Here is a 22,351-nt window from a genome sequence, read left to right on the forward strand (position 1 = left end):
TAAATAAATTAAATGGCTGTTAACTTGCATTTTCAATTAAAATAAGCAAGAGATTCAAATCTATCCCCAACAATTATTAAATAATTTTAAAAAATGTTAAAAAAAATCGAAATATATACAGATGGTTCTTGCCTTGGTAATCCGGGTCCCGGTGGTTATGCTGCTATTTTAAAATATAAACAAACTGAAAAGATATTATCGAAAGGTTTTTTTAAAACAACGAATAATCGCATGGAATTATTAGCTGCAATTGTGGCTTTAGAACAATTAAAGCAACCTTGTCAAATTGAGTTATATTCTGACAGTCAGTATTTGCGTAACGGTATTATGAATTGGATCCACGGTTGGAAAAAAAATGGTTGGAAGACAGCCAGCAAACAACCAGTAAAAAATGTAGACTTATGGAAAAAGCTTGATGAATTAGTGCAACCCCATAACATTAAATGGATTTGGGTCAAAGGTCATGCTGGTCATATTGAAAATGAGCGCTGTGACATTATAGCTAAAACACAAGCCCAATCCCCTACTATGCAAGACGCTATATTTGAACAATCTCTAACTGATTAATTTATAAAAATACTTTTATGAAACTGATATAAATTTACTTGCTTTTAAATAGATAACTGATGGTATAAAAATAATATGTATCAACTGAATAGCATAAAATCCTTAAAAGATAATTATATTTGGATTCTAAGCAACTCTGATAATCAAGCCGTGATTATTGATCCTGGCGAAGCTGGACCTGTTATTAGTTATATTAATAAGTATAAATTATTTCCCCTTGGAATCCTACTTACCCATCACCATATTGATCACACTGGTGGGGTGTGTGAATTAAAAGCTCAATATCAGCATATTGATATTTACGGCCCTAGCGAAATCGATTTGCCGATTAATTATCTTATTAATCAAGATAAAGTTTGTATTGGTAATTTTAGCTTTGATGTTATAACAGTACCAGGACATACTCTTGGGCATTTAGCTTATTATTGCTGCCCTTATTTGTTTTCTGGCGATACTTTATTTTCGGCTGGTTGCGGAAGTTTTTTTGAGGGTACTTATCAACAAATGTTAGATTCATTAGAACATTTAAAACGGCTGCCTGATGATACTTTAATCTGTGCTGGTCATGAATATACTCTATCAAATTTAGCCTTTGCGTCCCATATATTGCCTAATGATAAAAACATCAAAAGCTATATAGATCTGATTTCAAAAAAATCAAAAACATTACCGTCTATTTTGTTTAAAGAAAAGCAAATTAACTTATTTTTGCGATGCCATGAACATCAATTACAAAATAAGTTCAATTTTAATAATGAGTTAGATTTGTTTGCTTTTTTTAGGAGCCAAAAAGACATTTTTTAGGTATAATATTAAACTTAATTTGGGTAAAACTTACGGAATAATGAAAAAGTTATTAATATTTACAACATTATGTTTGTTTCTAGGTGCGTGTCATCATCATACACCGCGATATAATCCTGTTGTTAGAATAAAGTATTCGAAAAACACGGCTAATAACAGAAGTAATTCTAGTAGTTATGTATCTATCACTCAGAATCCATGGCAATATATGCTTAATCAGATTGATGCCAATGTTCCTGAAAACAGCCGAATTAAAGCAGAACGAGAACGATTATTACGTAATCCTAAAGGATTTGAAACGGTTGCCTTACGTTCTGAACCTTATGTTTATTACATTATTAATCAACTTCGTAGGAATAATCTACCTGCTGAATTAGCTTTAGTTCCTCTTATTGAGAGCGCTTATGACCCACTTGCAACATCACCTGCACAAGCTGCGGGACTGTGGCAATTTGTACCAGTGACAGCTAGAGAGTATGGGTTACAACAAAGTAATTCATTTGATGCCCGTAGGGATCTAATTGCCTCCACTAATTCTGCAATATCACTGCTACAAAATTTAAATAACCGTTTTAATGGGGACTGGCTTTTAACACTTGCAGCTTATAATGCGGGTGAAGGTCGAGTCAGAAAAGCCATTGAGAAAAATCAGGCAAAAGGTTTACCAACAAATTATTGGTCATTAGACTTGCCAACTGAAACCATGCACTATGTGCCTAAAATTTTAGCTATCATTGATATTGTTAAAAATAATAAACGATATGGTATTAAGTTACCTGATTGTAATTACGAAAATTCGCTTGTTAGAATTGATATTTCTAAAAATATTTCATTAGCTAAAATTGCTAAATATTCTAAACTATCGCTTGATGAATTAACAACATATAATGCAGGATATGTACAACAAACAGTAAATGGTCCTTTTCATCTGCTTGTTCCTTATACTCATGCTCATGATTTATTTAAAAAATTACAAAAAGAAAATCTTGTTGCAAATGAAGTTACAGAACTTCTACAAGAGACTCCTCATGCTAATATGCCATTTGAATTTGGATCAAGTTTCATTCAAAGCAAAAGCATTGTAAGTAGAAATAACTTTTCTAGAAATGAAAAAAAGATTGCTTATCTTGTCAAAGCAGGAGATAGTTTATATTCCATAGCAAAAAATTATCGTGTAAAAATTACTGATATATTGCAGTGGAATAATCTAAAAAATTCTAGAGTTCAAGAAGGTGATATCTTAACAATCAATCTTGCCAATGCAAATCCAATCTAAAATTTACTAATAGAGGATTATGATCTGATGCGGTTGTGCTAATAATTTCAGCTGCATTAAGTTGTAATCCTCGGTAAAAAATAAAATCTAACGGTCTGCCCATAAATCTCTTACGAATATCGATTGAAAAATTAACAGGCTTAAGTTCAATTGAATAAACAAGATGATACAATAAATTTAGTCGCTGTCTACTCCATGCATTAAAATCCCCAGCCAAAATAACTGGACCATTATGTTCTTTTATTCGGGTTAATAACATGCGTATTTGTTGACGGTAGACTTTTACACCAATACTAAAATTTACAGCATGAATATTAGCAACTAATAATTGTTGCTTAGAATCTCTAATCGGATAAATAGTAATTAAAGCAGATTTAGGAACACGAATTAATGGTTCTTTCTCTCTAAAAGAGAAAAGTGAAGTTGGTAACGAGTCAGAGATTGTCATGACCCCAGCATAAATATTGTTAAAACAATATGCAGGGACATGATCGGCAATTTTATTATGCTGTGAAATAAAATGAAGTAAAGGTAATGTTGTTTGTGCTTCTTGTAATAAGATTAGTTTAGCTTTATCAGCATATTGTTTGAGTACAGTAATACAATCAGATTTCTTTTGTTTAAAAATATTCCAAACTAAAACAGTAAATGATGTTTGATCGATTAACGGTTTATTAACTGTAATTTGTTGGTTAGGCAATAGCAACTCAACTTCGTTGCTTGCCTGATAACGTAAAGTATAACATCGATTTTTAAACATTTTTATCGTTCAACTTTTTCTGCAAATATTGATCAAAAGTTAAAGTATCACTCTGCTCTTTCTTCGTCTGTTTTTCAATAGATAAATTGCGTTGTTGAACAAAATCACCCTCAGTTAATAATGTTAAAGGTTCTGCCATAAGCTGTTTTTTATATTGGCTTGCTAAAGCTAAACCAAATTTTGCTGTACCTAAATCGCTTATTGCTTGTAGTGTTCTTGCTGATAAAGTTAATTCAGGTTGATCAAACATCAAATCTAAACGCTCACAAACATTACGATAACCCTGCTTGTCATCTTGATGATCTAAAACATCAGCAACACGTAATAAATCTTTGAATAATTGGTGTCCAACTTTGGCCAAAGGTTCTCGATAGCTATTGCAACCAATACCAATCTCAAGCCCTGGTTTTCGTCCTTCCATTATTACCCTATTCCAATTTAATTTGGCACACTCAAGTTCTTGACTGCTCATTTCAGGCGCTGGTGCTAGTGCACACCAAATTAAAAACAGATCGATAAATCGTATTTGTTCTTCAGTAATCCCCACCGGTGAAAATGGATTAACATCTAATGCGCGTACTTCAATATATTCAATACCACCACGTAAAAGTGCATCCGACGGCGACTCCCCAGTCATTGCAACTCTTTTAGGTCGAATTGGCCCGTAAAATTCATTTTCAATTTGCAATACATTATCGTTTAATTGACGATAATGACCATCGACTTTGATACCCAGTTTAGCAAATTCCGCTGATTTTGTATGCGTTGCTCGTTTTAATCCTTCAACATAAGTATCTAAATGATTAAAAGTAATGCCTAGTTGTTTTTGTGCATTATTAGTATACCCTATATCGCTTAACCTTAAAGAGGTTGCGTAAGGCAAATAACAATTACCATTTGTTTGTTCAATAAAGGCTTTTGCTTTTTGTGGATCTTGAATAAATGAGGAGCACATCGATGGTGATGCTCCAAACAAATAAGGAATAACCCAACCAAAGCGATAATAGTTACGAATCAATGTAAAGTAGCCTTCAGAAATAACAGTTTTACCCTCTTCTGTATTTTTTACACCATCTCTTGCTTGCCAAAATGCCATAGGAAATGAAAAATTATAATGAACGCCAGATATGGTTTGCATCATTGCACCATAACGGTTTTTTAAACCTTCTCGATAAACCGTTTTAAAACGTCCTTCATTTGATGATCCATATTGAGCTAAAATAATATCTTCTTCATTGGCAACAAAACATGGCATACTTAATGGCCACATCATTTCGTCATCAATATTTACACTAGCATAACGATGCAAATCGCGTAAAAACGTTAGCATATAATCAATATTGGTATTAACCGGTGTAATAAATTCTAGCATTGATTCAGCAAAATCAGTTGTTATCCAAGGATGAGTCAACGCTGCGCCAATTTTTGCGGGGAATGAAGTTTTCGTCAATGTCCCGTCAGGCAAAATGCGTAAAGTTTCACGTTCAACACCGCGTTGAATACCTTGTAAGATGGTGTAGTGTTTTTCTAACCAGTTAAGCGCTTTAGAAACATCAGGAATCATATTTTGCCTTCCTTAAATGAAATTATTTATTTTTTTATATTAACATAATTTGATATTAACAATGGTCTAATTTATAACAACCTTTAAAATAAAAACTAAATATAATTTGTAATTTAATGATTAGAAAATACAATTCACTATTTTTATTACAGATAATTGAATATTGGTAGATCTTTAAATATAACAACTATCTCATAGATTGAAGATAATATTAGGGTTTGATAATTAAATTATTTATCTTTTCTTTGTAATAAAATCAAGACTTCCATATGTGAAGTATGGGGAAACATATCAAACAGTTGCACTTTCATAATTTGATAGTTGGATAACAACATCAAATCTTCGACTAACGAGGTTAAGTTGCAACTTGAATATAAAATATAGCTTGGTTGTACATTTTCTAAATACTGCATAAGCACTTTACCACCCCCTCGTCTTGGTGGATTAAGCAGCACTAAATCTGGAATGTGTTGTTCAGCAATAGCGTATTGAGTAGCATCAAGTGATTTAAACGTTAACCGCTTAAAACCTAACTTGTTAGCTGATTTTGTTGCACATTCAATCGCATCTGGACTAATTTCAATTCCTGTTAGCTGGATTTGATTTTCAATAGCAAGACTAACACAAGTTAATCCAAAACCACCTACACCACAAAACAAATCCCAAATTGAGTGAATAGATAAGTTTGTGACCCAGTCACTTGCAGTTTTATAAAGATTGCTGGCAACATCACTGTTTGTTTGAAAAAAACTTTTAGGCTTAATGAAAAGAGGAACGCCATTTAATGTCATTGGTAAAAATGAGGTGTCGGTTAAAACTAACTCTTCTTCCCCTTCTAAAATAGCTGCATGATTAGGTTGGATATTTATTGAAATTACCTTTAAGTTTTGTATTTTATCTTGTAATTGTTTAAAAGAATTATTTATTTTTTCGACAAGTTTGTGCGATTTTAAAACAAATCGCAGCATAAAACAGCTTATATTATTCTCTTTACTTTCAGTAACAATAACAAATTTCAACTCTCCTTTTCGCTTATTAATATTATAAGGTACAAGTCCCTGTTTACGGATGAAAGTTCGAACAAGTTTTAGGATGTTTTGCATACTATTTGAGTAAAGAGGACAATCACATAAATCGACCATCTCATTATCTGTTTGTATCCCTAAAATAGGTCTTTCAACAGTACCTAACACCGCCATTTTTGCTTTATTACGGAAAGCAAATTCATTACTAGCAAACGGTTCTACAACGTCATTAGGTTTAAATTGAGTTAATTGTTGTAACAGATTATTTTGTTTTTCTGCTAGTTGTGCATGATAGGGCTTATCCATCCACTGACAAGATAAACATTTTTTCTGCTGATAAAAACGACATTGCATTGCGATAAAACCCTTTCTTATAATGAGTTATTATATATATAAAACCGTATTGAAATAAGTATAATTTTTTATTTTATACTAAAACATATACTTTCCTGAAACTTTTTTACAAAATTTTATGAGAATATAAGCAAAATGCATAATTAATCATCCGGTATGATTTGACGAAATAGTGGGGTATGATAGGATATTGTCATTAATATTACAGGAAAAATTTAATGTCTATAAAGTTAAAAACCCTCGACGAAATTGAAAAAATGCGAATAGCTGGAAAACTTGCAGCTGAAGTATTAGAAATGATTGAACCTTATGTTAAACCGGGCATTAGTACTGGTGAACTAGACAAAATTTGTTATGAACATATTGTTAATGTTCAAAAAGCTATTCCAGCTAATATTGGCTATAGTGGCTATCAACACACTAGTTGTATTTCAATTAATGATGTGGTTTGCCATGGTATTCCAAGTTTTGACAAAAAGCTAAAAGATGGTGATATTTTAAATATTGATGTAACAGTTATCAAAGATGGTTATCACGGTGATACTTCTAGAATGTACATTGCTGGCAAACCAACTATCGCAGGTGAAAAATTATGCCAAGTTACACAAGAAAGCCTTTACGAGGCGATTAAAATTATCAAACCTGGCATACGTTTAAAGGAAATTGGTAAAACGATTCAAAAATATGTCGATAAATTTGGTTTTTCTTCAGTTCGGGAATATTGTGGTCATGGTATTGGTGAAGTCTATCATGACGAACCTCAAGTTTTACATTATGACGCTGATGACGGCGGTGTAATTTTAAAACCAGGCATGACTTTTACTATTGAACCTATGATAAATACAGGCGATTGGCGTACCCGTACCATGAAAGATGGCTGGACAGTCAAAACCAAAGATCATGGTCTTTCGGCACAATATGAACATACCATTTTAGTTACTGAAAATGGTGTTGAAGTCTTAACATTACGTAGTAATGAAGATTTTCCTCGCATTATTGAACACTAAATAAAAAGATTCAACAATAGTTTATTGTTGAATCTTTTCACTTATAAATTTCTATCTATAATTTTTATATTCGAATTTTTTTGTGCTAATTTTTTATTTAGTTCATCGAGTTTACTTCTATGTATATCTTTTTTTAGAGAACGAACATAAGAAGCACATAGAATAGCAAACCCACTGTTTACACTTAGCAAAAATAATAAACCTATAAGTAAACGCTTAAAAATTCGTTCCAGTTTAAATTTCATAAAATCTTAATATAATAAAGTATACAATTTACGTCGATAACTACTAGCTAACGGGTTACTTGTTCCTAATGCTGCTAGTAAATCAAGTAATGTTTTCTTCACTTGTCCGTCACCAACATTAAGATCTTTTGTCAACGGTTTAAATAACAACTCTAATGCTTCCTCATGACGCCCTACATGCATTAATTGGGAAGACAATTGAATCATTAATTCAACGTTATCAGGATGTTGAGCAAATTCCGCTTGTAATTGCTGTAATTCAGGAGAATTAGCGGCTTGTTCAAGTAGTTCTATTTCGGCTTGTAATCCATGATAACTTGAATCTTGATCTTGTAGAGGAATAGTTGCAAGCACTTCTTTTGCTTCATTTAGCTGTTTAAGTTCAATTTGTGATTTTATTAGCATTAATGCAATATCTGTTCTTGGTTTACCCAAATGATCGGTAAGTGATTTCCAAGTTTGCCGTAACAGTGGTAATGCTTCTTCATATTTGGCTTCATGAAATAAATTTTGTGCTTCAATTAATTTAAGCTCATCTTCATTTGGTAACACTTTTTCTAAAAAATTTTTGATGGTTTCTTCAGATTGAGGTCCTTGAAAACCATCTACAGGTTGACCATTTTGAAATAAATAAACCGTTGGGATAGCCCGTAAACCAAATTGAGCAGCTAACATTTGTTGTTCATCACAATTAATACTGGCTAAAATAAATTGCCCATGATGTTCATTAGCCAATTTAGTTAATGTTTGAGTCATTACCTCATAATTTGGACTTCTAGCTGACCAAAAATAAAATAACACTGGGGATGTCGATGATCTTTCAATCACCTCTTGAATATTTTGCTCATTAACATCAAAAATAAATTGATTTTGCATATTATGTCCTAGGGTATAATGATTTATTATTTATTCTTTAAAATTTTATCCATTAATCTATCAGGAAGCAAACGTTTAGCAATAGCTGCTATTGTTGTTATTTTTGTTACCCTGTAACGTATTTTAGGCTTGCTGTGTTCAAGGGCATGGAATAAGTAAGGCAAAACAGCCTCGGGCGGTAAAGTAAATCGTTTAGCTATAGGTGGATTTTTTACCATATTCTTTTGCTCTGTTTGATTTACATTGTTTGAAAAATATGTCTTTAATGGGCCAGGTTCAATTAAACAAACCTTGATATTGGTTTGTGCTAATTCCAGCCTTAACACATCAGACCAAGCTTCTAAGGCATATTTGCTGGCTGAATAAGCACCTCTCCCTGGTGTTGCAATAATACCAACAATGGAACTTGTTTGAATAATACGCCCTTCATTTTGTTCTAGCATGGCTGGAAGCAGTAATTGCGTCAACTGATGGGCACCAAAAAAATTGGTGGAAAATTGAGATTCTAACTGCTCCCGACTGATCGTGCTTAATCGCCCATAAACACCGTAACCTGCATTGTTAAATAACGCATATAATTTGCCTTCAGACAAAGCGAGAACTTCTTGAGCAGCTTGCTTGACTGATTCAGGATTGTCAAGATCAAGAAGCACAGTTTCAAATCCTTGCTCGATAAGTTTTTGTTGGTCCAATGATTTGCGACACGAAGCAATAACACGATAGCCACGTTTTTTTAAAGCAATGGCCGAGATCAGCCCTATTCCACTTGAGCAACCTGTAATAAATATTGTTCGCAATTTCAGCTCCGATTGATTCATATATTGTCAAATTTATCTTCTCAAACTATGATAGCACATCTAATTTGAAGTTACCCAAACTAAGCCAAGAGGATCGCATGAAAATTGCTATTATTGCTGCAATGGAAGAAGAAGTAGCCATATTAAAAAGTAAAATCACCCATTATCACGTTGAGCGTTATTTAGGTTGTGATTTTCATTTAGGTCAAATTGCTGGTTGTGAAATCGTACTGCTCCAATCTGGTATTGGTAAAGTAGCTGCAGCATCAGGTACTACGTTATTATTAAATAATTATAAAGTAGATGCTGTTATCAACACTGGTTCGGCTGGTGGATTATCTTCCGACCTTAATATTGGTGATATTATTGTTTCAAAGGATGTTTTTTACCACGATGTTGATTTGACTGCTTTTGGTTACAAGCCAGGTCAAATGTCAGGTTGTCCTGTAGCATTTAATGCTGATCAAAAATACCAATCATTAGCAAAAATCTGTATCAAAAAGCACGGAGTTAATGCGATTGAAGGTTCAATTGGTAGTGGAGATGCTTTCATAAATGGTAAAAGCAATTTAGCAAGAATAAAACAAACTTTCCCAAATGCTATTGCTGTTGAAATGGAAGCCGCAGCTATTGGTCATGTTTGCTGGTTATTTAAAGTACCATTTGTGGTTGTTCGAGCTATCTCGGATAATGGAGATAATGAATCTGCAGTTGATTTTCAATCCTTTTTAAAATTAGCTGCAACGCAATCATCACTCATTGTTGAATCAATGCTAAGTGAGCTTGCGTGAGTTATCTTTTTTGGTTTGACATATTAGGTACCATTGTATTTGCTATTTCTGGTGTATTACTAGCAGCTAAAAAAGAGATGGATCCAATCGGGGCCTTAGTGCTAGCGGTCATCACCGCTATTGGTGGTGGTACAATCCGCGATATTGTTTTAAATCATGGGCCGATCTTTTGGATCACTGATTCCACTGATCTATATATTGCTATCATCACCTCGTTAATCACCATGCTCTTATTACGTTACTCATCATCAATTACAGTCCCTAAATGGTTATTTTCTGTATTAGATGCAATCGGCCTTGCTGTATTTGTGGGTATTGGCGTGAACAAAGCGATTTATTCTGACGTAAACAGCTTAGTGGCGGTCTGTATGGGAGTGATGACTGGAGTTGGTGGTGGTATTATTCGAGATGTACTTGCTCGAGATATTCCAATGCTATTTAAAACCGACATCTATGCCACTGCTTGCGTCATCGGCGGAACAATCCATGTTATCGCTTATAATGCATTTAAACTACCTTTAGAATATTCAACATTCATTGGTATTTTGGTTACACTGGTTATTCGATTATTAGCTATTTATCGTAACCTGACTTTACCTATTGTTGGATTAAAAAATCATTAAATGCACAAACTACGCCTACACTTAACCAATAATCAAAGACAATACTGCGCAAATAAAGGTTTACGCCAACCTATTAATAATTCTGGTACCTTCCCCTTTTTATCGATTTTCCACTTTATGTATTGATTAATTAATCGACGTGAAAGCAATAAATCCTCACTAAGACCTGTTTGTGAAGAAATAGTCAGTGCTGCTTGTTTTAACTCACTAGTAATTTTTTTATAATCTGGATAGCTATTAACTCGGCGAATTGGTTGAATTTCGGGTATGGGAGTAGATAAAAGATCCAAAATTATTTGACCATACAAGCGAATTTCTTTCCCTTTCATACCTAACTTATCAAGTTCTCCTAATGATGTCGGTGCAAATCGTGCAATTTTCAATAATACATCTTCATGTACTACAAAATTTATAGCAATATCTTGTTCTTTTGCTAATCTATATCGCCAGCTCGCTAATTTATACAATTGTCCTAAACTTTTCCCTTTCAATTGCCAACTATTTTTAATATTTAGATAAGCATCATTTGGATCCATTAATTCCGATTTACGGACAACCGCCATTTGGCACTCTTGATAAGCTGCTTGTAAATAATGATTAGTATTTAACTGTGATTTTAAAATATTAATTAATGGGAAAAGATATAACACATCATTAATAGCATATTTACACTGTTTTTCAGTTAATGGACGTTTTAGCCAATCTGTTCGGGTTTCACTCTTATCAAGTTCGACCTCTAAATATTTTTTTACTAAACTAGCATAACCACTACTTAATGGATTATCTAAAAAAGAAGCTAATATTTGGCTATCGACAATCGGTGTTGGAACACAGCCAAAATGATAAGAAAAGACCTCAATATCTTCACTACATGAATGAAAATATTTTTCAATAGTTGGATTATTTAATATAGCCAAAAAAGCCTGCCAATCAGTAATATTAATTGGATCAATTAATGCTGCATGTTCACCATTAAATACCTGCAGTAAACCCAAATGAGGATAAAAGGTTCGGGTTCGAACAAATTCAGTATCTAAAGCCAAAGCCGAGCTATTTTCGATTTTTGAACAATAATCAGCTAACTGATCATTACTAATAATAAGTTGATAAGACAAAATCAAATTCCTGTTCAAATATATTTATTCATTGTATGTCTTTTTGTCAAAAACGATATCCATTACCACGATTTCGGAACGAGTCATTAAGCGAATTGGTGGTCCCCAAAATCCATATCCACTACTCACAATGCTGCTAAAATGATGATCTTCGTTTCTATATAATCCATAATTATTTTTATACATTAATTTTTCAATAATATTAATAGGAAATATTTGCCCAGCATGAGTATTCCCAGAAATCATCAAATCAACCCCCAGTTTTTCTGGCTCATTAAGGTCTTTTGGTTGATGATCTAATAAAATAATTGGCGAATCAGTATTAGTAAACATAATAAGATCTGACAGTGAAGCCCTATTTACACCATAATGAAATGAAGAAAAATCATCTCGGCCCACTAATGTAATCCCTATATCATCAAAATAAATGATATCATCCTTTAATACTTTCATACCTGCTTGCCTAAAAGCATTAGCAATATCTTCTTCTCGGTTATTTTCTTGGTTAGTAGCTAAGTATTCATGATTACCAAAAATAATATAAGTACCATATTTTGATCTTAATTGTTGAAATTGCTTATCAAAACCATTTTGTGTAAAAGGTTTTAAACGTTTATCTAATGTATCCCCCGTAATCACAATAAAATCAGCATTAAGCTTATTCACTTCATCGACCATTTGTTGAATAAATCGATTTGTCGTTAGTTCATTAAGATGAATATCAGAAAGTTGAACAATACGTAAACGTTCAACATTTGCGGGCTTATCTATTTTAACTTGGTAATGAACGATCTTTGGATTAATTGCCATTTCATGACCAAAACAAAACAATACTACGGAGACAATAATATAAACAATTTTAAGCCATAAATTGGGTTTAACCTTTTTTTTACTAAGCCAACGTACAGTGTCAAAAGTAAGCGAAGTAAAAACGCAGCAGATCATCAAACCAGTAATAACATTACAGCATAATGGCAGCCAATAAGTTGATATATTATTAAATATTTTAGAAAATATTAGCGATAATCCGGCTATAAAAACAACGATCCAATAAATAAATCGATGACAGCCAATGAAATTAAAATCAAACCAAAATAGCCATCGTTTTCCTAGATAGAAAGTTATTAAAACACTAACAACAATCGCTATAAAAATAGTAATAAAATCGACAAAACTCATAATTATCCGAGCAATTGAATATAAAAAAATGATATGATAACAGAATTAATTTCTATAGTACCAATTAGTTTTATGGATACCAAAAAAGACCAGCTATTCTCGACACCAATAGATAAATTAGGCGATTGGACATTTGATGAAAAAGTCGCTGAAGTTTTTCCTGATATGGTGCAGCGTTCCGTACCTGGTTATTCTAATATCATCTCAATGATCGGCATGTTAGCAGAAAGATTTGTACAGCCTAATTCAACGATTTATGATTTAGGCTGTTCCTTAGGTGCTGCCACATTATCTATTCGTCGTCATGTTAATCACGAAAACTGCCATATTGTTGCGGTAGATAATTCCCAGCCCATGGTTGATCGCTGTAAAAGGTACCTTGAATCATATAAAGCAAATACACCAGTGGATGTAATTTGTGATGATATTTGTAACCTCAATATGCAAAACGCGTCAATGGTAGTACTTAATTTTACTTTACAGTTTTTGACGCAAGCAAATCGCCAACGTATCTTAAATAACATTTACAGCGCATTAAATCCTAATGGTATTTTAGTGCTGTCTGAAAAATTTAGTTTTAGTGATTCAACTATCGACGAATTGTTATTTAATATGCACCATGATTTTAAACGTGCTAACGGCTACAGTGAACTTGAAATCAGCCAAAAACGTAACATGTTAGAAAACGTCATGCTAACAGATACAATCGAAACCCATAAACAGCGACTATCTGAAGCTGGTTTTAAACATATTGATACATGGTTTCAATGCTTTAATTTTGGCTCTATCATTGCCATAAAATAACTGATTGATTTAAGCTTAATTGATAAGGAAAACAAAATGATTGATTTTGGTGATTTTTACCAGATTATCGCAAAAAATAAACTGAGTCGCTGGCTAGAAGTCTTACCAGCACAACTGGCAAACTGGCAAAACCAAAATATTGATAACCGTTTTAATCAATGGCTCAATAGTATTAAACACTTACCAGCTATCACCCCTTATCAAATTGATTTACTGCATAGTGTAACTGTCAATAGTGAACAACCTATCTCGATTGGTGAACAGCAACGAATTACTCAACTACTGAAAAACATGATGCCATGGCGTAAAGGCCCTTTTCACTTGTATGGTATTGATGTTGATACAGAATGGCGTTCAGATTGGAAGTGGGAACGCTTAATTAAGCATATTGATAATTTAGAAGGTAAAATTGTTTTAGATGTGGGTTGTAATAGTGGTTACCATTTATGGCGCATGATTGGCGCTGGAGCAAAACTTGCTGTAGGAATCGATCCTATGGCACTTTATCTATGCCAATTTGAGGCTATTCGCAAATTATTGGGTAACGATCAAAGAGCGCATTTATTACCACTTGGTATTGAGCAGTTACCCAAACTTGGTGCTTTTGATACAGTCTTCTCAATGGGCGTTTTATATCATCGTAGGTCGCCACTTGATCATTTATTTCAATTAAAAGATCAACTCGTTGAAAATGGTCAATTAGTACTCGAAACATTAGTCATTGATGGTGCTGAACATACAGCACTCATGCCGGGTGAACGCTATGCTCAAATGCGGAATGTTTATTTTATTCCATCTGTTCCAACAATGATTAATTGGTTAGAAAAATGTGGATTTTCTGATGCAAAACTGGTTGATATATCACTCACCAGTTTGGATGAACAACGTAAAACAGAGTGGATGACATCGGATTCACTTGCGGACTTTTTAGATCCAACCGACTTAACCAAAACCATTGAAGGCTACCCTGCTCCAATGCGGGCAGTTTTTATTGTAAAAAAATAAGAATAAATTGGCTAAATATTGTGTTTATTCATTATATATTAGTAGTGAATTCTACTTTAACCAATTGAACTTAATGAATATCGACTATTAGTCATAATGATTATTGGCAATGACCATCGGCTAGCTAATAATTTAAAGTGATTATAATAACTCAAATTTAGGACTAAACTAAAGTATATTGTTGTCACTACACTAGTTTGTAGGAAATCAATTGCATTCAGATAGATATATATTATTTTTTAACAAGATAATCAGAAACAGTATACTTTAAATGATATGCAGATTGGTTATTGCAACGGATTAATCTATCTATATTCTTGTGGTGATAATATTAACTGTTTATATTTCTGCTTTAATATTGCCAATTGCTGCTCTATTGATAATTTCCCTGTAAATGATTAATTTATTAATTTTATTATTATTTCACAATAAAATCTTTTCAATATAGCCATTTATTCTCGAATTAATACCTGATATATAAGCTAGCTCATCACCGTGATAATAATTTAAAGCCCCTTCTAAATTATCATGTAGAACCAAAATACTATAAGCAAGCTGCTTAGGAATATCGGATTGTTGCGCATAATTAACTGCAGCTTGATCAAGTAAATCATAGAGATAATTAACACTATTTTGGTCTAATTTTTCTGCAAACCTTAATTTTTCAACTATAGTTATAATGAAATCATTAATCTCAATATTTGAGTTATGCATATTAACTCACTTTTACTTAACCTAAATCTGCAATACATAATAATTTATTGCTTATTTTTACTCTATCTAACTTGTTATAAAAACAGATAAACATACTTGTTATCCGGAATATACAGATGTTCTTGAAGATCGTATTATCATCTATGGTTCAACCTATAATGATAAAATACAGAAATTTACTTATCAAATCAAAGCAACTAATGTAGGAACCTACAGCATTCCACCTGCATTTGGTGAAGCTATGTATGATCGTGATATTCAAGCTGTATCAACAAGTGGACAAAAGATAAGCATCATCTCACAGCAATAGTTGTTTACAACTAACCAATCACTAAAACGGGCTTATGCCCGTTTTTTCAATAAAATAACCATCATACATGACAATAAAAAAGCCATGTCCTGAAACATAGCTCTTTTATGCTCACACTCGTTTTATGCTTATACAGCTAAAATGCTAAATAACAATTTTCCTGATACTAAAAGCATTTTATTTACTGAGTAACAAAAAAATTGATTTGTTTGGTTTCATCGAAAGCTTCCTCAAGTTGTCTTGTTGCTGATTGATAACTTTGATTCGTATCTCCTTCCGATGTGCATTCTTTTATAATGGCATGTTTTTTCTGAAAAGTTTCATTCGATGTTAACTGTTTATATAACGATGCTAAGTCTTTACCTGTCGAGGTAAAAAACTTATTCCAATCATTTAATTGAGTTTCCACAAATTCACGGCCTTTTTTACAGACAATCGCATCTAACTGAATATTTGGAATCGTATATTTCTTGATCTCAGAAAATGTCGGATGTTGATTTATGAAGTTTACTTTTTCATTAAGTCCTTCTGATTTCAAAGATTCAATAAAACTGTCTTCGCGAAATAATTTAATTTTTTGAGATTGGAATTGCCCCTTTCCTCGCAAAGTCACTTCATCTGGATAAGGTTCATCAACGGAATAATCCCAAAAATCCTTTCGACGCTCAATAAAAACATCATTAATAACTTTAACCGGCAGTTCAAGCTCTTGTTGTTCACCGTTAATAATTACAGGAACTGAATTTAAATGTTTAGCTATCAACTTATCATAAGTTTCATCACTCACATTCGAAGTTGTATAGAAAGTAGTTAATAAATAATAGTTACTTTGAGTAGGATTAATTAATCCAGAACTATCAGTTGTTGAAGGTTTAGCTATAAAATTTAACGATTGATCACCATAAGACAATGTATGCTTACCGTAATCAAATGTATAATTCACACTTGATTTCGCTGGAATGGTTAATTCTTTTCCATCCACAATAACTTTTATTTCGTTTGGAGTTGGATTGTCAATCATACGATCAACTGAGCTAGAAGAAGAGGTATCAGAACCAAAACAACCGACCAATGTTATATTGCAAACTAGCAACAAAGAATATTTTACTTTTTTCATCGCATTAATTTTTTTGTAAAGGTTTTAAAAGAAACCAAATATTATCATAAATTTGATAAAACAACTATTTTAGCTATTATTTTTAATATTATTTGTAGTAATACCATAAATTCAAAATCCTGTAGGAAAACATCAGGCTGTTTACACTTCATGATAAAAATAATCTTCCAAAAATTTATACAGCGTTTTGCCAGAAATCACTTAAATTTTTGTTTTTTATCTTTTGAATCGTGAACTATTAGCTGATTATGCTACATCTTTATTAAAGTACAAATCACGTTTTCAACTTACCTATTCATTTAATAGCTAGCCGATTTCGTGAATTTTTAATTGATACGATAGAGATTACATATTTTGACAAATGGGATACTACCAAGTCTCAATCAATCACCAAACGGTATAGAATCCTGAATATTTTTTACAAAAAATAGAGCCTAAAAAACGACATCTGTGTAAATACCCACAGTGAGCACACTGCTCACCTAGAAAATGATACTAATTGTTTTTATGTTTTATATTCTATGAGAGTTATGTTATTTAATGTTTAATGAGCTCTTTCGGTGCTATAAATGGTTAGACGCCTGACCATAAAAAGTTTAGCTAAATCGGTGACGGGAATTTTTTTTATGATATAGGCGTTAGTTTTATGTATATTCATCACTGTCGTTTCTTAAATTACTATAAACAACGCGAGTAATTCCTACACTATATTTTATTCATAACCCATAACATCAGTTTGCCAAATTACGTAAGGTAACAATCCATCATAATCAGTTTCATCGATACCAGCATAATTAGAAAGATCACCTAACTGAGGTATACTCATTATACCTGTTGTGCGTAACTTATCTTTATCAAGAAATTCAATATCCCAAACGTTTTGTTTGTTATTAATGTTATCGACAAATACATTTAACAAATCGCCATATATTGGAACTCTCCAACAATCATCTGTTTCATCTACACAAAAACGCACGCTTACAGCCTGATATTTTTTTAACTTATCAGATATAACAGGTACAGCAGTTTCTTTTTTCGTGTCAACAAAAAATGAAAAACTAAATGTTTCATTAAGTTGAGATTTATATTCAATCAACTTTCCATTACTACCTTCAACTGGATATTTTTTAAATGAATATTCACCTATATTTGCAACAGAGTTACCACATAAAACACCATATAAAAAAATTAATGTAATAAATTTTTTCATAATATCTTTCATCCTATTATTTATAATATCTAATTAAAAACACGATTAATAAGCTTATTCACAACTCCACCAACAATAACCGATGTTACAAAACTCGCTAATACTCGTCCTTCTGTTTTGATTGACTTAAGATCTTCATCTTCTTCACACGCTTTTGCTATTTTATCTTGCGCAGTATATACAGCAGCTGTTGTTAAAAGAAGCCCAGAACCCATACTAATTAATTTAAAAATTGACATATATACTCCTTATTGTTTTGTTTTATAACTAAATAGATAAACATTTCCCTAATTAGAGGAATAAAAGCTATTGTTAAAGATTTTTTCCCATAATTTTTTTAAGATCTATATTATTTTTTAGGACCTGATTTGTTATATTGGCATCAATATATTTTTTCCTTAATACAGCTATATATAAACAAGCAGGGATTGTGACGCGATAAGCTGGACCTGTAATATTAAAGAGTAACCATAAATGGTTTATTGCTAAACAAATAGAAGATACTAGTTGCAGAGTGTTTTTAGGATAAGGTTCTGGGAATGTCGTTTTGATTAAATTTCCGACTTTAAATCCAAAATTTTCTAAAATGCTAAATGTCAAATAGCTCGACATTAAATAGGATGAAGTTATAAAATTCTGAAGACTCATCATTACTATGGCTGGAGTAACTTTGGAATTGACTTTACCTAATTCTGCCGCTATTTTTTTAAGATCGTTTTGGCTTATATTTTCTAATGATTGCTTAAGGAGCGAACTCAATAAAGCATCTTCAATTTTTTCAATAAAAAAAGAGGATGGCTCATTTAAAGTTGTATTAGTTTGATTACACACATCTATTAATATTTCGCGGTAACAAACCCCTTTTCCCTGCCTTAATAGGTTCATTCCAGAATTTGCGCCAAATGTTTGAAGTTCTGCAGCAATAGATTTCCAATATAATTGATGATTAGGATAATGGCGTTTATAGCTTGTATCACTCGTTAATGTTTCAGTAAATCGAGTGACATTATCATTAGGATCAACAGTTAATATTGAAATCAATAGTTCCAAATCTTCGTTAGTGCATTGTTTTAAAAATACTAGATCTGAATCATCTCTATAAATAGCCATTAATACTCTCCTTATTAATTATTGATAATCACAACACTATAACAATAAGAGTTTCCTTAATACGGAATTAGAAAAAATATTTTCAGATCTAATTTTGTTATTACTAATTCATTTGTTATTTCGAATTCAATATTTTGCATGCAATAGTATTTATCTCGATAAACTCTGCCCAACTATATTTATCTTTATAATTGAGCTGATATTGTTTATCTACACGACAAATTTCAGGTCTTGTATCATAGATGGTGCATAATTTAGTGTTATAGTCATAATAACGACATACCCCATTACCACTATCAAGAAATTGCGTTTCTTGCGAGCGATTAACATTGCAACAACAAGCTCCACATTGATAACAAGGAAATGGGGAAGTATGACTCATAATGATTTTACCCATGAATGCACTGATTCTAAATTGCCAGCTTCAAATGGTAATTTAATTCCTCGGCGAGTTACTTCTTCTTTTAACAGAAAGCTGCGTTCTAGTTCATTATTGGTCGTGGTAAGATGCAATGTAAACGACGCTAATTGTTGTGTATCCATATTGAACTCTAGCCTTGCCAATTCTTTTAAATAATTATCTAACTCAACATTTAAAGCTCTAAAAAAATCGAGTGTTCTTTCGTATTTATCCTTAAATTTATCCAAAAATGCCCAAATTTTTTGAGGAAGAGCCCCTTTATCTAGATAGTGATTAAATGCTAATGTTAAAATACCAGTAGCTAGTGCGCTACAAAATGCAGATAACTCAGTGCCAAATGGAAAAGCAAATAATTGTGAACATATGCTATAAATAGCAGTACCACAAACAACAGAAATTCCAGCACTAATAATTTTACTTACTTCTTTAACTAATTGACCTAAAGGCAATGAATTAGGGTTGCAAAAGATCAATTTTATAGCTGCCGTAATATGTCCCCACATTTCACGAATCATTTTTCCAAGCATTTTTTGCGTAGTGAAAAATATATTGGTAACAGTAGTGGTTACACTCGATAGCGCACCACTAACAGCGCCATCTTTGAAAGAATTAAAAAAATCTTTAAATTTTAATTTTATTCGTTCCCATATAGCATTAAATACATCGCTAATATCATTTAAGAAACTTTTTATAGAAAAGTTGTATTTATTATTTATATAAATAGAAGGAAATTGATCTCGTAGTTCAAACCATGCTTCGGCAAGGATAAGCCCTAACATCTGTCTTGTTCCCATTTTAAAACCAGAAAGTGCTGATTGATAAGCGACATCTTTAGCAAACTTACTACTAGTATAATAGGCTATATTGACAGTTCTCTCGTATTTAGCACGTGCTTTTTTGTCTATTTCAAGCATCTTATTGAAATTTGCTTTTTCTTTATTTTCTAACTTTTCTAATGACTTTTTTTCTTGATCTGTTAACGATTTTTTCTGTTTTAATATAGCTATTTCTTGACGGGTTTGGGTAAGTTCATTTTGAAGTTTGCTGACAAAGTCAGACATTGAACTTGCTTTTTTAGATTTATTTAATGTTTCATTGGTGAAATATAAATTACTACTGTCATTAGCAAGGTCAGTTCCTGATAATTCAGCTAATATTCGGCCTTGATCGTGATGTATTTCATTTGCAGCAATAACATGATCTAAATTTTTTTTATCATGTTGAGCAAATATTTCCCCTGTGTAAGCATCTTTTAAAGTATTTGCTTGATGAGCGATTTTTCCTTGTCGATTTGTCTCAATATAATTGGCATGAGAATGATATTCATGTGAATCATATTTTGGTTGTTGCTCTTTTCTTATTCTTTCTCTATCAGTTGCGTAAATGTTTTGTCGTGCATTATGAACAGTATCAACATCTCCACCTACATTATCCTTAAATAATAAAAAATCTAACCCAAATGAAGTCACCAAAGATTTGACAACAGTATTATGTAACTCTTCGCTCCAATTAATTTCCTGTTTCATCATTATTTTTATTCCTCGTTAATATAATCAATAAAACAAAAGCCAAGTCTCCTTGGCTTTTATCATTACACTCCTAGAATAAAATCTTTATATTCCTTTTCTTTGTTAATTAATACATTATCTAATACTTCTTGATTAAAAATATTGAATCCATCACTATCTTTTTCAACTTCAATAATACCATCTTCGGATACCTTTTTAATTTTAAACAGCGGGGTTGTAATAATATCGGTCATAATAGCTGCTAATAAATAACCGTTATTAATAATCCTTAGGCTTTTTTCCCTCATATCGCTTATTGCTTGCCATCCCCCCAGAACCACTATCTTTTCATGTATCTCTTTTAATGCAGAAAAATATTCATTAAAGGTCTGATTAATTTTTTCTAACGATGTATAAATTTTATCCACATAGTTATTTGTATTAGATAAATGTTTATCAATTAAATTCATTTTTGTTATTGCTGTGTCAATTTCACATCTTGTTTTTTTTGCTTTTACTAATGCTTTTTCAGCATAGTTATCATAAGCAAAACCACCAATAGCAATAATTGGCGCAATAGCAGCAGCTCCTAAAACCATTGCTCCACCAGCCATTCCCCAACCTCCAGCAGCAAGTGATCCACCTCCAATAGCAGCCATAGTGGCATTATATGCAGCTACGCCAGATAAAGCGGCAATAGGTGTTCCTGTTGAAGCAGCTGCAAAACCCATCACTCCGCTATATACTGCAAAACTTGCAACAGCTCCCGCTGCACCAGATGCTACAGCCGTACCTAAAAACTCCACTGTAGAAAAAGAATATTCTTCAATTTTATCTATCTTAAATTTAGGAATAGATAACGTTAGATCTTTATTGTCTTTTCGTTTTAATTGTTTTAATAATTCGTCGGAAATTTTTTTAAATTCACCAAATGATTTACCAATATCAAGTTCCAATGTACCTAACTGTTCTAATTTCTGTTCTGAAACTTTATTTAATGCCTTAATTTCATTTTCTCGTTTGTCATATCGATTTTTGGATCCATCTAAAATTTCATCGGCCTCAGATTTTTTTTGATAACCATCGTATGCTTTTTTGCCACCAACTGCTGCAGCGACTGCAGCTGCACCGGCAATAATAAAAGGTAATGCCATTGTTATTTCCTCGTT

24 protein-coding genes are annotated in these 22,351 nt (G+C 32.3%); 9 read left to right on the forward strand and 15 right to left on the reverse strand.

What is annotated here, in order from left to right; genetic code table 11:
- Window positions 1-93: 93 nt before the first annotated feature.
- From rnhA to ACYIAM_RS03310, 3 genes are all read left to right on the forward strand, one after another.
- Entirely contained in the window at window positions 94-567 is a 474-nt protein-coding gene (gene rnhA, locus ACYIAM_RS03300; protein ID WP_174797801.1) for a ribonuclease HI, read from the forward strand.
- 75 nt (window positions 568-642) lie between these two features.
- A complete protein-coding gene (gloB, locus tag ACYIAM_RS03305; RefSeq protein WP_483747232.1) occupies window positions 643-1,371 on the forward strand; it encodes a hydroxyacylglutathione hydrolase in 729 nt (242 codons plus the stop codon).
- 40 nt (window positions 1,372-1,411) lie between these two features.
- Window positions 1,412-2,647 carry a transglycosylase SLT domain-containing protein gene (locus ACYIAM_RS03310; protein ID WP_483747233.1) on the forward strand — a complete coding sequence of 412 codons (1,236 nt, stop codon included), beginning with the start codon at window positions 1,412-1,414 and terminating at the stop codon, window positions 2,645-2,647.
- On the opposite strand, the gene ACYIAM_RS03315 is transcribed toward ACYIAM_RS03310, so the two are convergent.
- The 3 genes from ACYIAM_RS03315 to rlmC form a co-directional block, all read right to left on the reverse strand.
- The gene (locus ACYIAM_RS03315) at window positions 2,619-3,407 is read right to left on the reverse strand and encodes an endonuclease/exonuclease/phosphatase family protein (protein ID WP_174797803.1); all 789 of its coding nucleotides are present in this window, start codon (window positions 3,405-3,407) and stop codon (window positions 2,619-2,621) included. The genes ACYIAM_RS03310 and ACYIAM_RS03315 overlap by 29 nt on opposite strands.
- A complete protein-coding gene (gene gshA, locus ACYIAM_RS03320) occupies window positions 3,400-4,971 on the reverse strand; it encodes a glutamate--cysteine ligase (RefSeq protein ID WP_483747234.1) in 1,572 nt (523 codons plus the stop codon). Before gshA ends, ACYIAM_RS03315 begins: the two co-directional genes overlap by 8 nt.
- A 230-nt stretch (window positions 4,972-5,201) precedes the next feature.
- The gene (rlmC, locus tag ACYIAM_RS03325) at window positions 5,202-6,350 is read right to left on the reverse strand and encodes a 23S rRNA (uracil(747)-C(5))-methyltransferase RlmC (RefSeq protein ID WP_483747235.1); all 1,149 of its coding nucleotides are present in this window, start codon (window positions 6,348-6,350) and stop codon (window positions 5,202-5,204) included.
- Window positions 6,351-6,568: 218 nt separating this feature from the next.
- Between rlmC and map the strand changes: the two genes are divergently transcribed.
- A complete protein-coding gene (gene map / locus ACYIAM_RS03330) occupies window positions 6,569-7,357 on the forward strand; it encodes a type I methionyl aminopeptidase (protein ID WP_483747236.1) in 789 nt (262 codons plus the stop codon).
- Window positions 7,358-7,608: 251 nt separating this feature from the next.
- On the opposite strand, the gene ACYIAM_RS03335 is transcribed toward map, so the two are convergent.
- Both ACYIAM_RS03335 and ACYIAM_RS03340 read right to left on the reverse strand, forming a co-directional pair.
- Window positions 7,609-8,478, reverse strand: a complete 870-nt coding sequence (locus tag ACYIAM_RS03335) for a co-chaperone YbbN (RefSeq protein WP_174797807.1) — start codon at window positions 8,476-8,478, stop codon at window positions 7,609-7,611.
- Between the two features lie 26 nt (window positions 8,479-8,504).
- On the reverse strand, window positions 8,505-9,296 hold the full coding sequence (locus ACYIAM_RS03340; protein WP_483747237.1) for an SDR family oxidoreductase: 792 nt from the start codon (window positions 9,294-9,296) through the stop codon (window positions 8,505-8,507).
- A gap of 77 nt (window positions 9,297-9,373) precedes the next feature.
- On the opposite strand from ACYIAM_RS03340, the gene mtnN reads away from it, so the two are divergent.
- Together mtnN and ACYIAM_RS03350 are read left to right on the forward strand one after the other, a co-directional pair.
- The gene (mtnN, locus tag ACYIAM_RS03345; protein ID WP_483747238.1) at window positions 9,374-10,066 is read left to right on the forward strand and encodes a 5'-methylthioadenosine/S-adenosylhomocysteine nucleosidase; all 693 of its coding nucleotides are present in this window, start codon (window positions 9,374-9,376) and stop codon (window positions 10,064-10,066) included.
- A complete protein-coding gene (locus ACYIAM_RS03350) occupies window positions 10,063-10,689 on the forward strand; it encodes a TRIC cation channel family protein (RefSeq protein ID WP_483747239.1) in 627 nt (208 codons plus the stop codon). Before mtnN ends, ACYIAM_RS03350 begins: the two co-directional genes overlap by 4 nt.
- Before the next feature lie 32 nt (window positions 10,690-10,721).
- Here ACYIAM_RS03350 and rnd read toward each other — a convergent pair whose 3' ends face one another.
- On the reverse strand, window positions 10,722-11,804 hold the full coding sequence (rnd, locus tag ACYIAM_RS03355; protein WP_483747240.1) for a ribonuclease D: 1,083 nt from the start codon (window positions 11,802-11,804) through the stop codon (window positions 10,722-10,724).
- 24 nt (window positions 11,805-11,828) lie between these two features.
- A complete protein-coding gene (locus ACYIAM_RS03360) occupies window positions 11,829-12,983 on the reverse strand; it encodes a metallophosphoesterase (RefSeq protein WP_483747241.1) in 1,155 nt (384 codons plus the stop codon).
- Between the two features lie 33 nt (window positions 12,984-13,016).
- On the opposite strand from ACYIAM_RS03360, the gene cmoA reads away from it, so the two are divergent.
- Window positions 13,017-13,787, forward strand: coding sequence for a carboxy-S-adenosyl-L-methionine synthase CmoA (cmoA, locus tag ACYIAM_RS03365; RefSeq protein WP_483747242.1), 771 nt, complete (start codon window positions 13,017-13,019; stop codon window positions 13,785-13,787).
- A 36-nt stretch (window positions 13,788-13,823) separates the two neighbouring features.
- Window positions 13,824-14,792 carry a tRNA 5-methoxyuridine(34)/uridine 5-oxyacetic acid(34) synthase CmoB gene (cmoB, locus tag ACYIAM_RS03370; RefSeq protein ID WP_483747243.1) on the forward strand — a complete coding sequence of 323 codons (969 nt, stop codon included), beginning with the start codon at window positions 13,824-13,826 and terminating at the stop codon, window positions 14,790-14,792.
- A gap of 423 nt (window positions 14,793-15,215) precedes the next feature.
- On the opposite strand, the gene ACYIAM_RS03375 is transcribed toward cmoB, so the two are convergent.
- Window positions 15,216-15,506: a hypothetical protein gene (locus tag ACYIAM_RS03375; RefSeq protein ID WP_483747244.1), complete on the reverse strand. Its 291-nt coding sequence runs from the start codon at window positions 15,504-15,506 to the stop codon at window positions 15,216-15,218.
- 76 nt (window positions 15,507-15,582) lie between these two features.
- Between ACYIAM_RS03375 and ACYIAM_RS03380 the strand changes: the two genes are divergently transcribed.
- A complete protein-coding gene (locus tag ACYIAM_RS03380; RefSeq protein WP_483747328.1) occupies window positions 15,583-15,816 on the forward strand; it encodes an alpha-2-macroglobulin family protein in 234 nt (77 codons plus the stop codon).
- Window positions 15,817-15,997: 181 nt separating this feature from the next.
- On the opposite strand, the gene ACYIAM_RS03385 is transcribed toward ACYIAM_RS03380, so the two are convergent.
- The 7 genes from ACYIAM_RS03385 to ACYIAM_RS03415 all read right to left on the reverse strand — a co-directional run bounded on the left by ACYIAM_RS03385 (window position 15,998) and on the right by ACYIAM_RS03415 (window position 22,336).
- Window positions 15,998-16,933 carry a hypothetical protein gene (locus ACYIAM_RS03385; RefSeq protein ID WP_483747245.1) on the reverse strand — a complete coding sequence of 312 codons (936 nt, stop codon included), beginning with the start codon at window positions 16,931-16,933 and terminating at the stop codon, window positions 15,998-16,000.
- Window positions 16,934-17,645: 712 nt separating this feature from the next.
- Window positions 17,646-18,143, reverse strand: coding sequence for a hypothetical protein (locus ACYIAM_RS03390; protein WP_483747246.1), 498 nt, complete (start codon window positions 18,141-18,143; stop codon window positions 17,646-17,648).
- A 29-nt stretch (window positions 18,144-18,172) separates the two neighbouring features.
- Window positions 18,173-18,382 (reverse strand): hypothetical protein, encoded by a 210-nt coding sequence (locus ACYIAM_RS03395; RefSeq protein WP_483747247.1) that lies wholly within the window; start codon window positions 18,380-18,382, stop codon window positions 18,173-18,175.
- Window positions 18,383-18,455: 73 nt separating this feature from the next.
- On the reverse strand, window positions 18,456-19,253 hold the full coding sequence (locus ACYIAM_RS03400) for a DUF3944 domain-containing protein (protein WP_483747248.1): 798 nt from the start codon (window positions 19,251-19,253) through the stop codon (window positions 18,456-18,458).
- A 115-nt stretch (window positions 19,254-19,368) separates the two neighbouring features.
- Window positions 19,369-19,635 carry a YkgJ family cysteine cluster protein gene (locus tag ACYIAM_RS03405; RefSeq protein ID WP_174797819.1) on the reverse strand — a complete coding sequence of 89 codons (267 nt, stop codon included), beginning with the start codon at window positions 19,633-19,635 and terminating at the stop codon, window positions 19,369-19,371.
- Window positions 19,632-21,203, reverse strand: coding sequence for a cobalamin adenosyltransferase (locus tag ACYIAM_RS03410; RefSeq protein ID WP_483747249.1), 1,572 nt, complete (start codon window positions 21,201-21,203; stop codon window positions 19,632-19,634). Before ACYIAM_RS03410 ends, ACYIAM_RS03405 begins: the two co-directional genes overlap by 4 nt.
- A gap of 62 nt (window positions 21,204-21,265) precedes the next feature.
- Entirely contained in the window at window positions 21,266-22,336 is a 1,071-nt protein-coding gene (locus ACYIAM_RS03415; RefSeq protein ID WP_483747250.1) for a chemotaxis protein, read from the reverse strand.
- Window positions 22,337-22,351 lie beyond the last annotated feature (15 nt).

Source organism: Gilliamella sp. X-60 (assembly GCF_057063585.1).

Bases quoted from the DNA above. Each gene is read 5' to 3' on its own strand.
- mtnN (WP_483747238.1), top strand. From the start codon at position 9,374: ATGAAAATTGCTATTATTGCTGCAATGGAAGAAGAAGTAGCCATATTA.
- ACYIAM_RS03375 (WP_483747244.1), bottom strand. From the start codon at position 15,506: ATGCATAACTCAAATATTGAGATTAATGATTTCATTATAACTATAGTT.
- ACYIAM_RS03340 (WP_483747237.1), bottom strand. From the start codon at position 9,296: ATGAATCAATCGGAGCTGAAATTGCGAACAATATTTATTACAGGTTGC.
- rlmC (WP_483747235.1), bottom strand. From the start codon at position 6,350: ATGCAATGTCGTTTTTATCAGCAGAAAAAATGTTTATCTTGTCAGTGG.
- ACYIAM_RS03315 (WP_174797803.1), bottom strand. From the start codon at position 3,407: ATGTTTAAAAATCGATGTTATACTTTACGTTATCAGGCAAGCAACGAA.
- ACYIAM_RS03405 (WP_174797819.1), bottom strand. From the start codon at position 19,635: ATGAGTCATACTTCCCCATTTCCTTGTTATCAATGTGGAGCTTGTTGT.
- rnhA (WP_174797801.1), top strand. From the start codon at position 94: ATGTTAAAAAAAATCGAAATATATACAGATGGTTCTTGCCTTGGTAAT.
- gloB (WP_483747232.1), top strand. From the start codon at position 643: ATGTATCAACTGAATAGCATAAAATCCTTAAAAGATAATTATATTTGG.
- ACYIAM_RS03360 (WP_483747241.1), bottom strand. From the start codon at position 12,983: ATGAGTTTTGTCGATTTTATTACTATTTTTATAGCGATTGTTGTTAGT.
- ACYIAM_RS03410 (WP_483747249.1), bottom strand. From the start codon at position 21,203: ATGATGAAACAGGAAATTAATTGGAGCGAAGAGTTACATAATACTGTT.
- gshA (WP_483747234.1), bottom strand. From the start codon at position 4,971: ATGATTCCTGATGTTTCTAAAGCGCTTAACTGGTTAGAAAAACACTAC.
- map (WP_483747236.1), top strand. From the start codon at position 6,569: ATGTCTATAAAGTTAAAAACCCTCGACGAAATTGAAAAAATGCGAATA.
- ACYIAM_RS03335 (WP_174797807.1), bottom strand. From the start codon at position 8,478: ATGCAAAATCAATTTATTTTTGATGTTAATGAGCAAAATATTCAAGAG.
- ACYIAM_RS03415 (WP_483747250.1), bottom strand. From the start codon at position 22,336: ATGGCATTACCTTTTATTATTGCCGGTGCAGCTGCAGTCGCTGCAGCA.
- ACYIAM_RS03400 (WP_483747248.1), bottom strand. From the start codon at position 19,253: ATGGCTATTTATAGAGATGATTCAGATCTAGTATTTTTAAAACAATGC.
- cmoB (WP_483747243.1), top strand. From the start codon at position 13,824: ATGATTGATTTTGGTGATTTTTACCAGATTATCGCAAAAAATAAACTG.
- ACYIAM_RS03310 (WP_483747233.1), top strand. From the start codon at position 1,412: ATGAAAAAGTTATTAATATTTACAACATTATGTTTGTTTCTAGGTGCG.
- ACYIAM_RS03395 (WP_483747247.1), bottom strand. From the start codon at position 18,382: ATGTCAATTTTTAAATTAATTAGTATGGGTTCTGGGCTTCTTTTAACA.
- ACYIAM_RS03385 (WP_483747245.1), bottom strand. From the start codon at position 16,933: ATGAAAAAAGTAAAATATTCTTTGTTGCTAGTTTGCAATATAACATTG.
- ACYIAM_RS03390 (WP_483747246.1), bottom strand. From the start codon at position 18,143: ATGAAAAAATTTATTACATTAATTTTTTTATATGGTGTTTTATGTGGT.
- cmoA (WP_483747242.1), top strand. From the start codon at position 13,017: ATGATAACAGAATTAATTTCTATAGTACCAATTAGTTTTATGGATACC.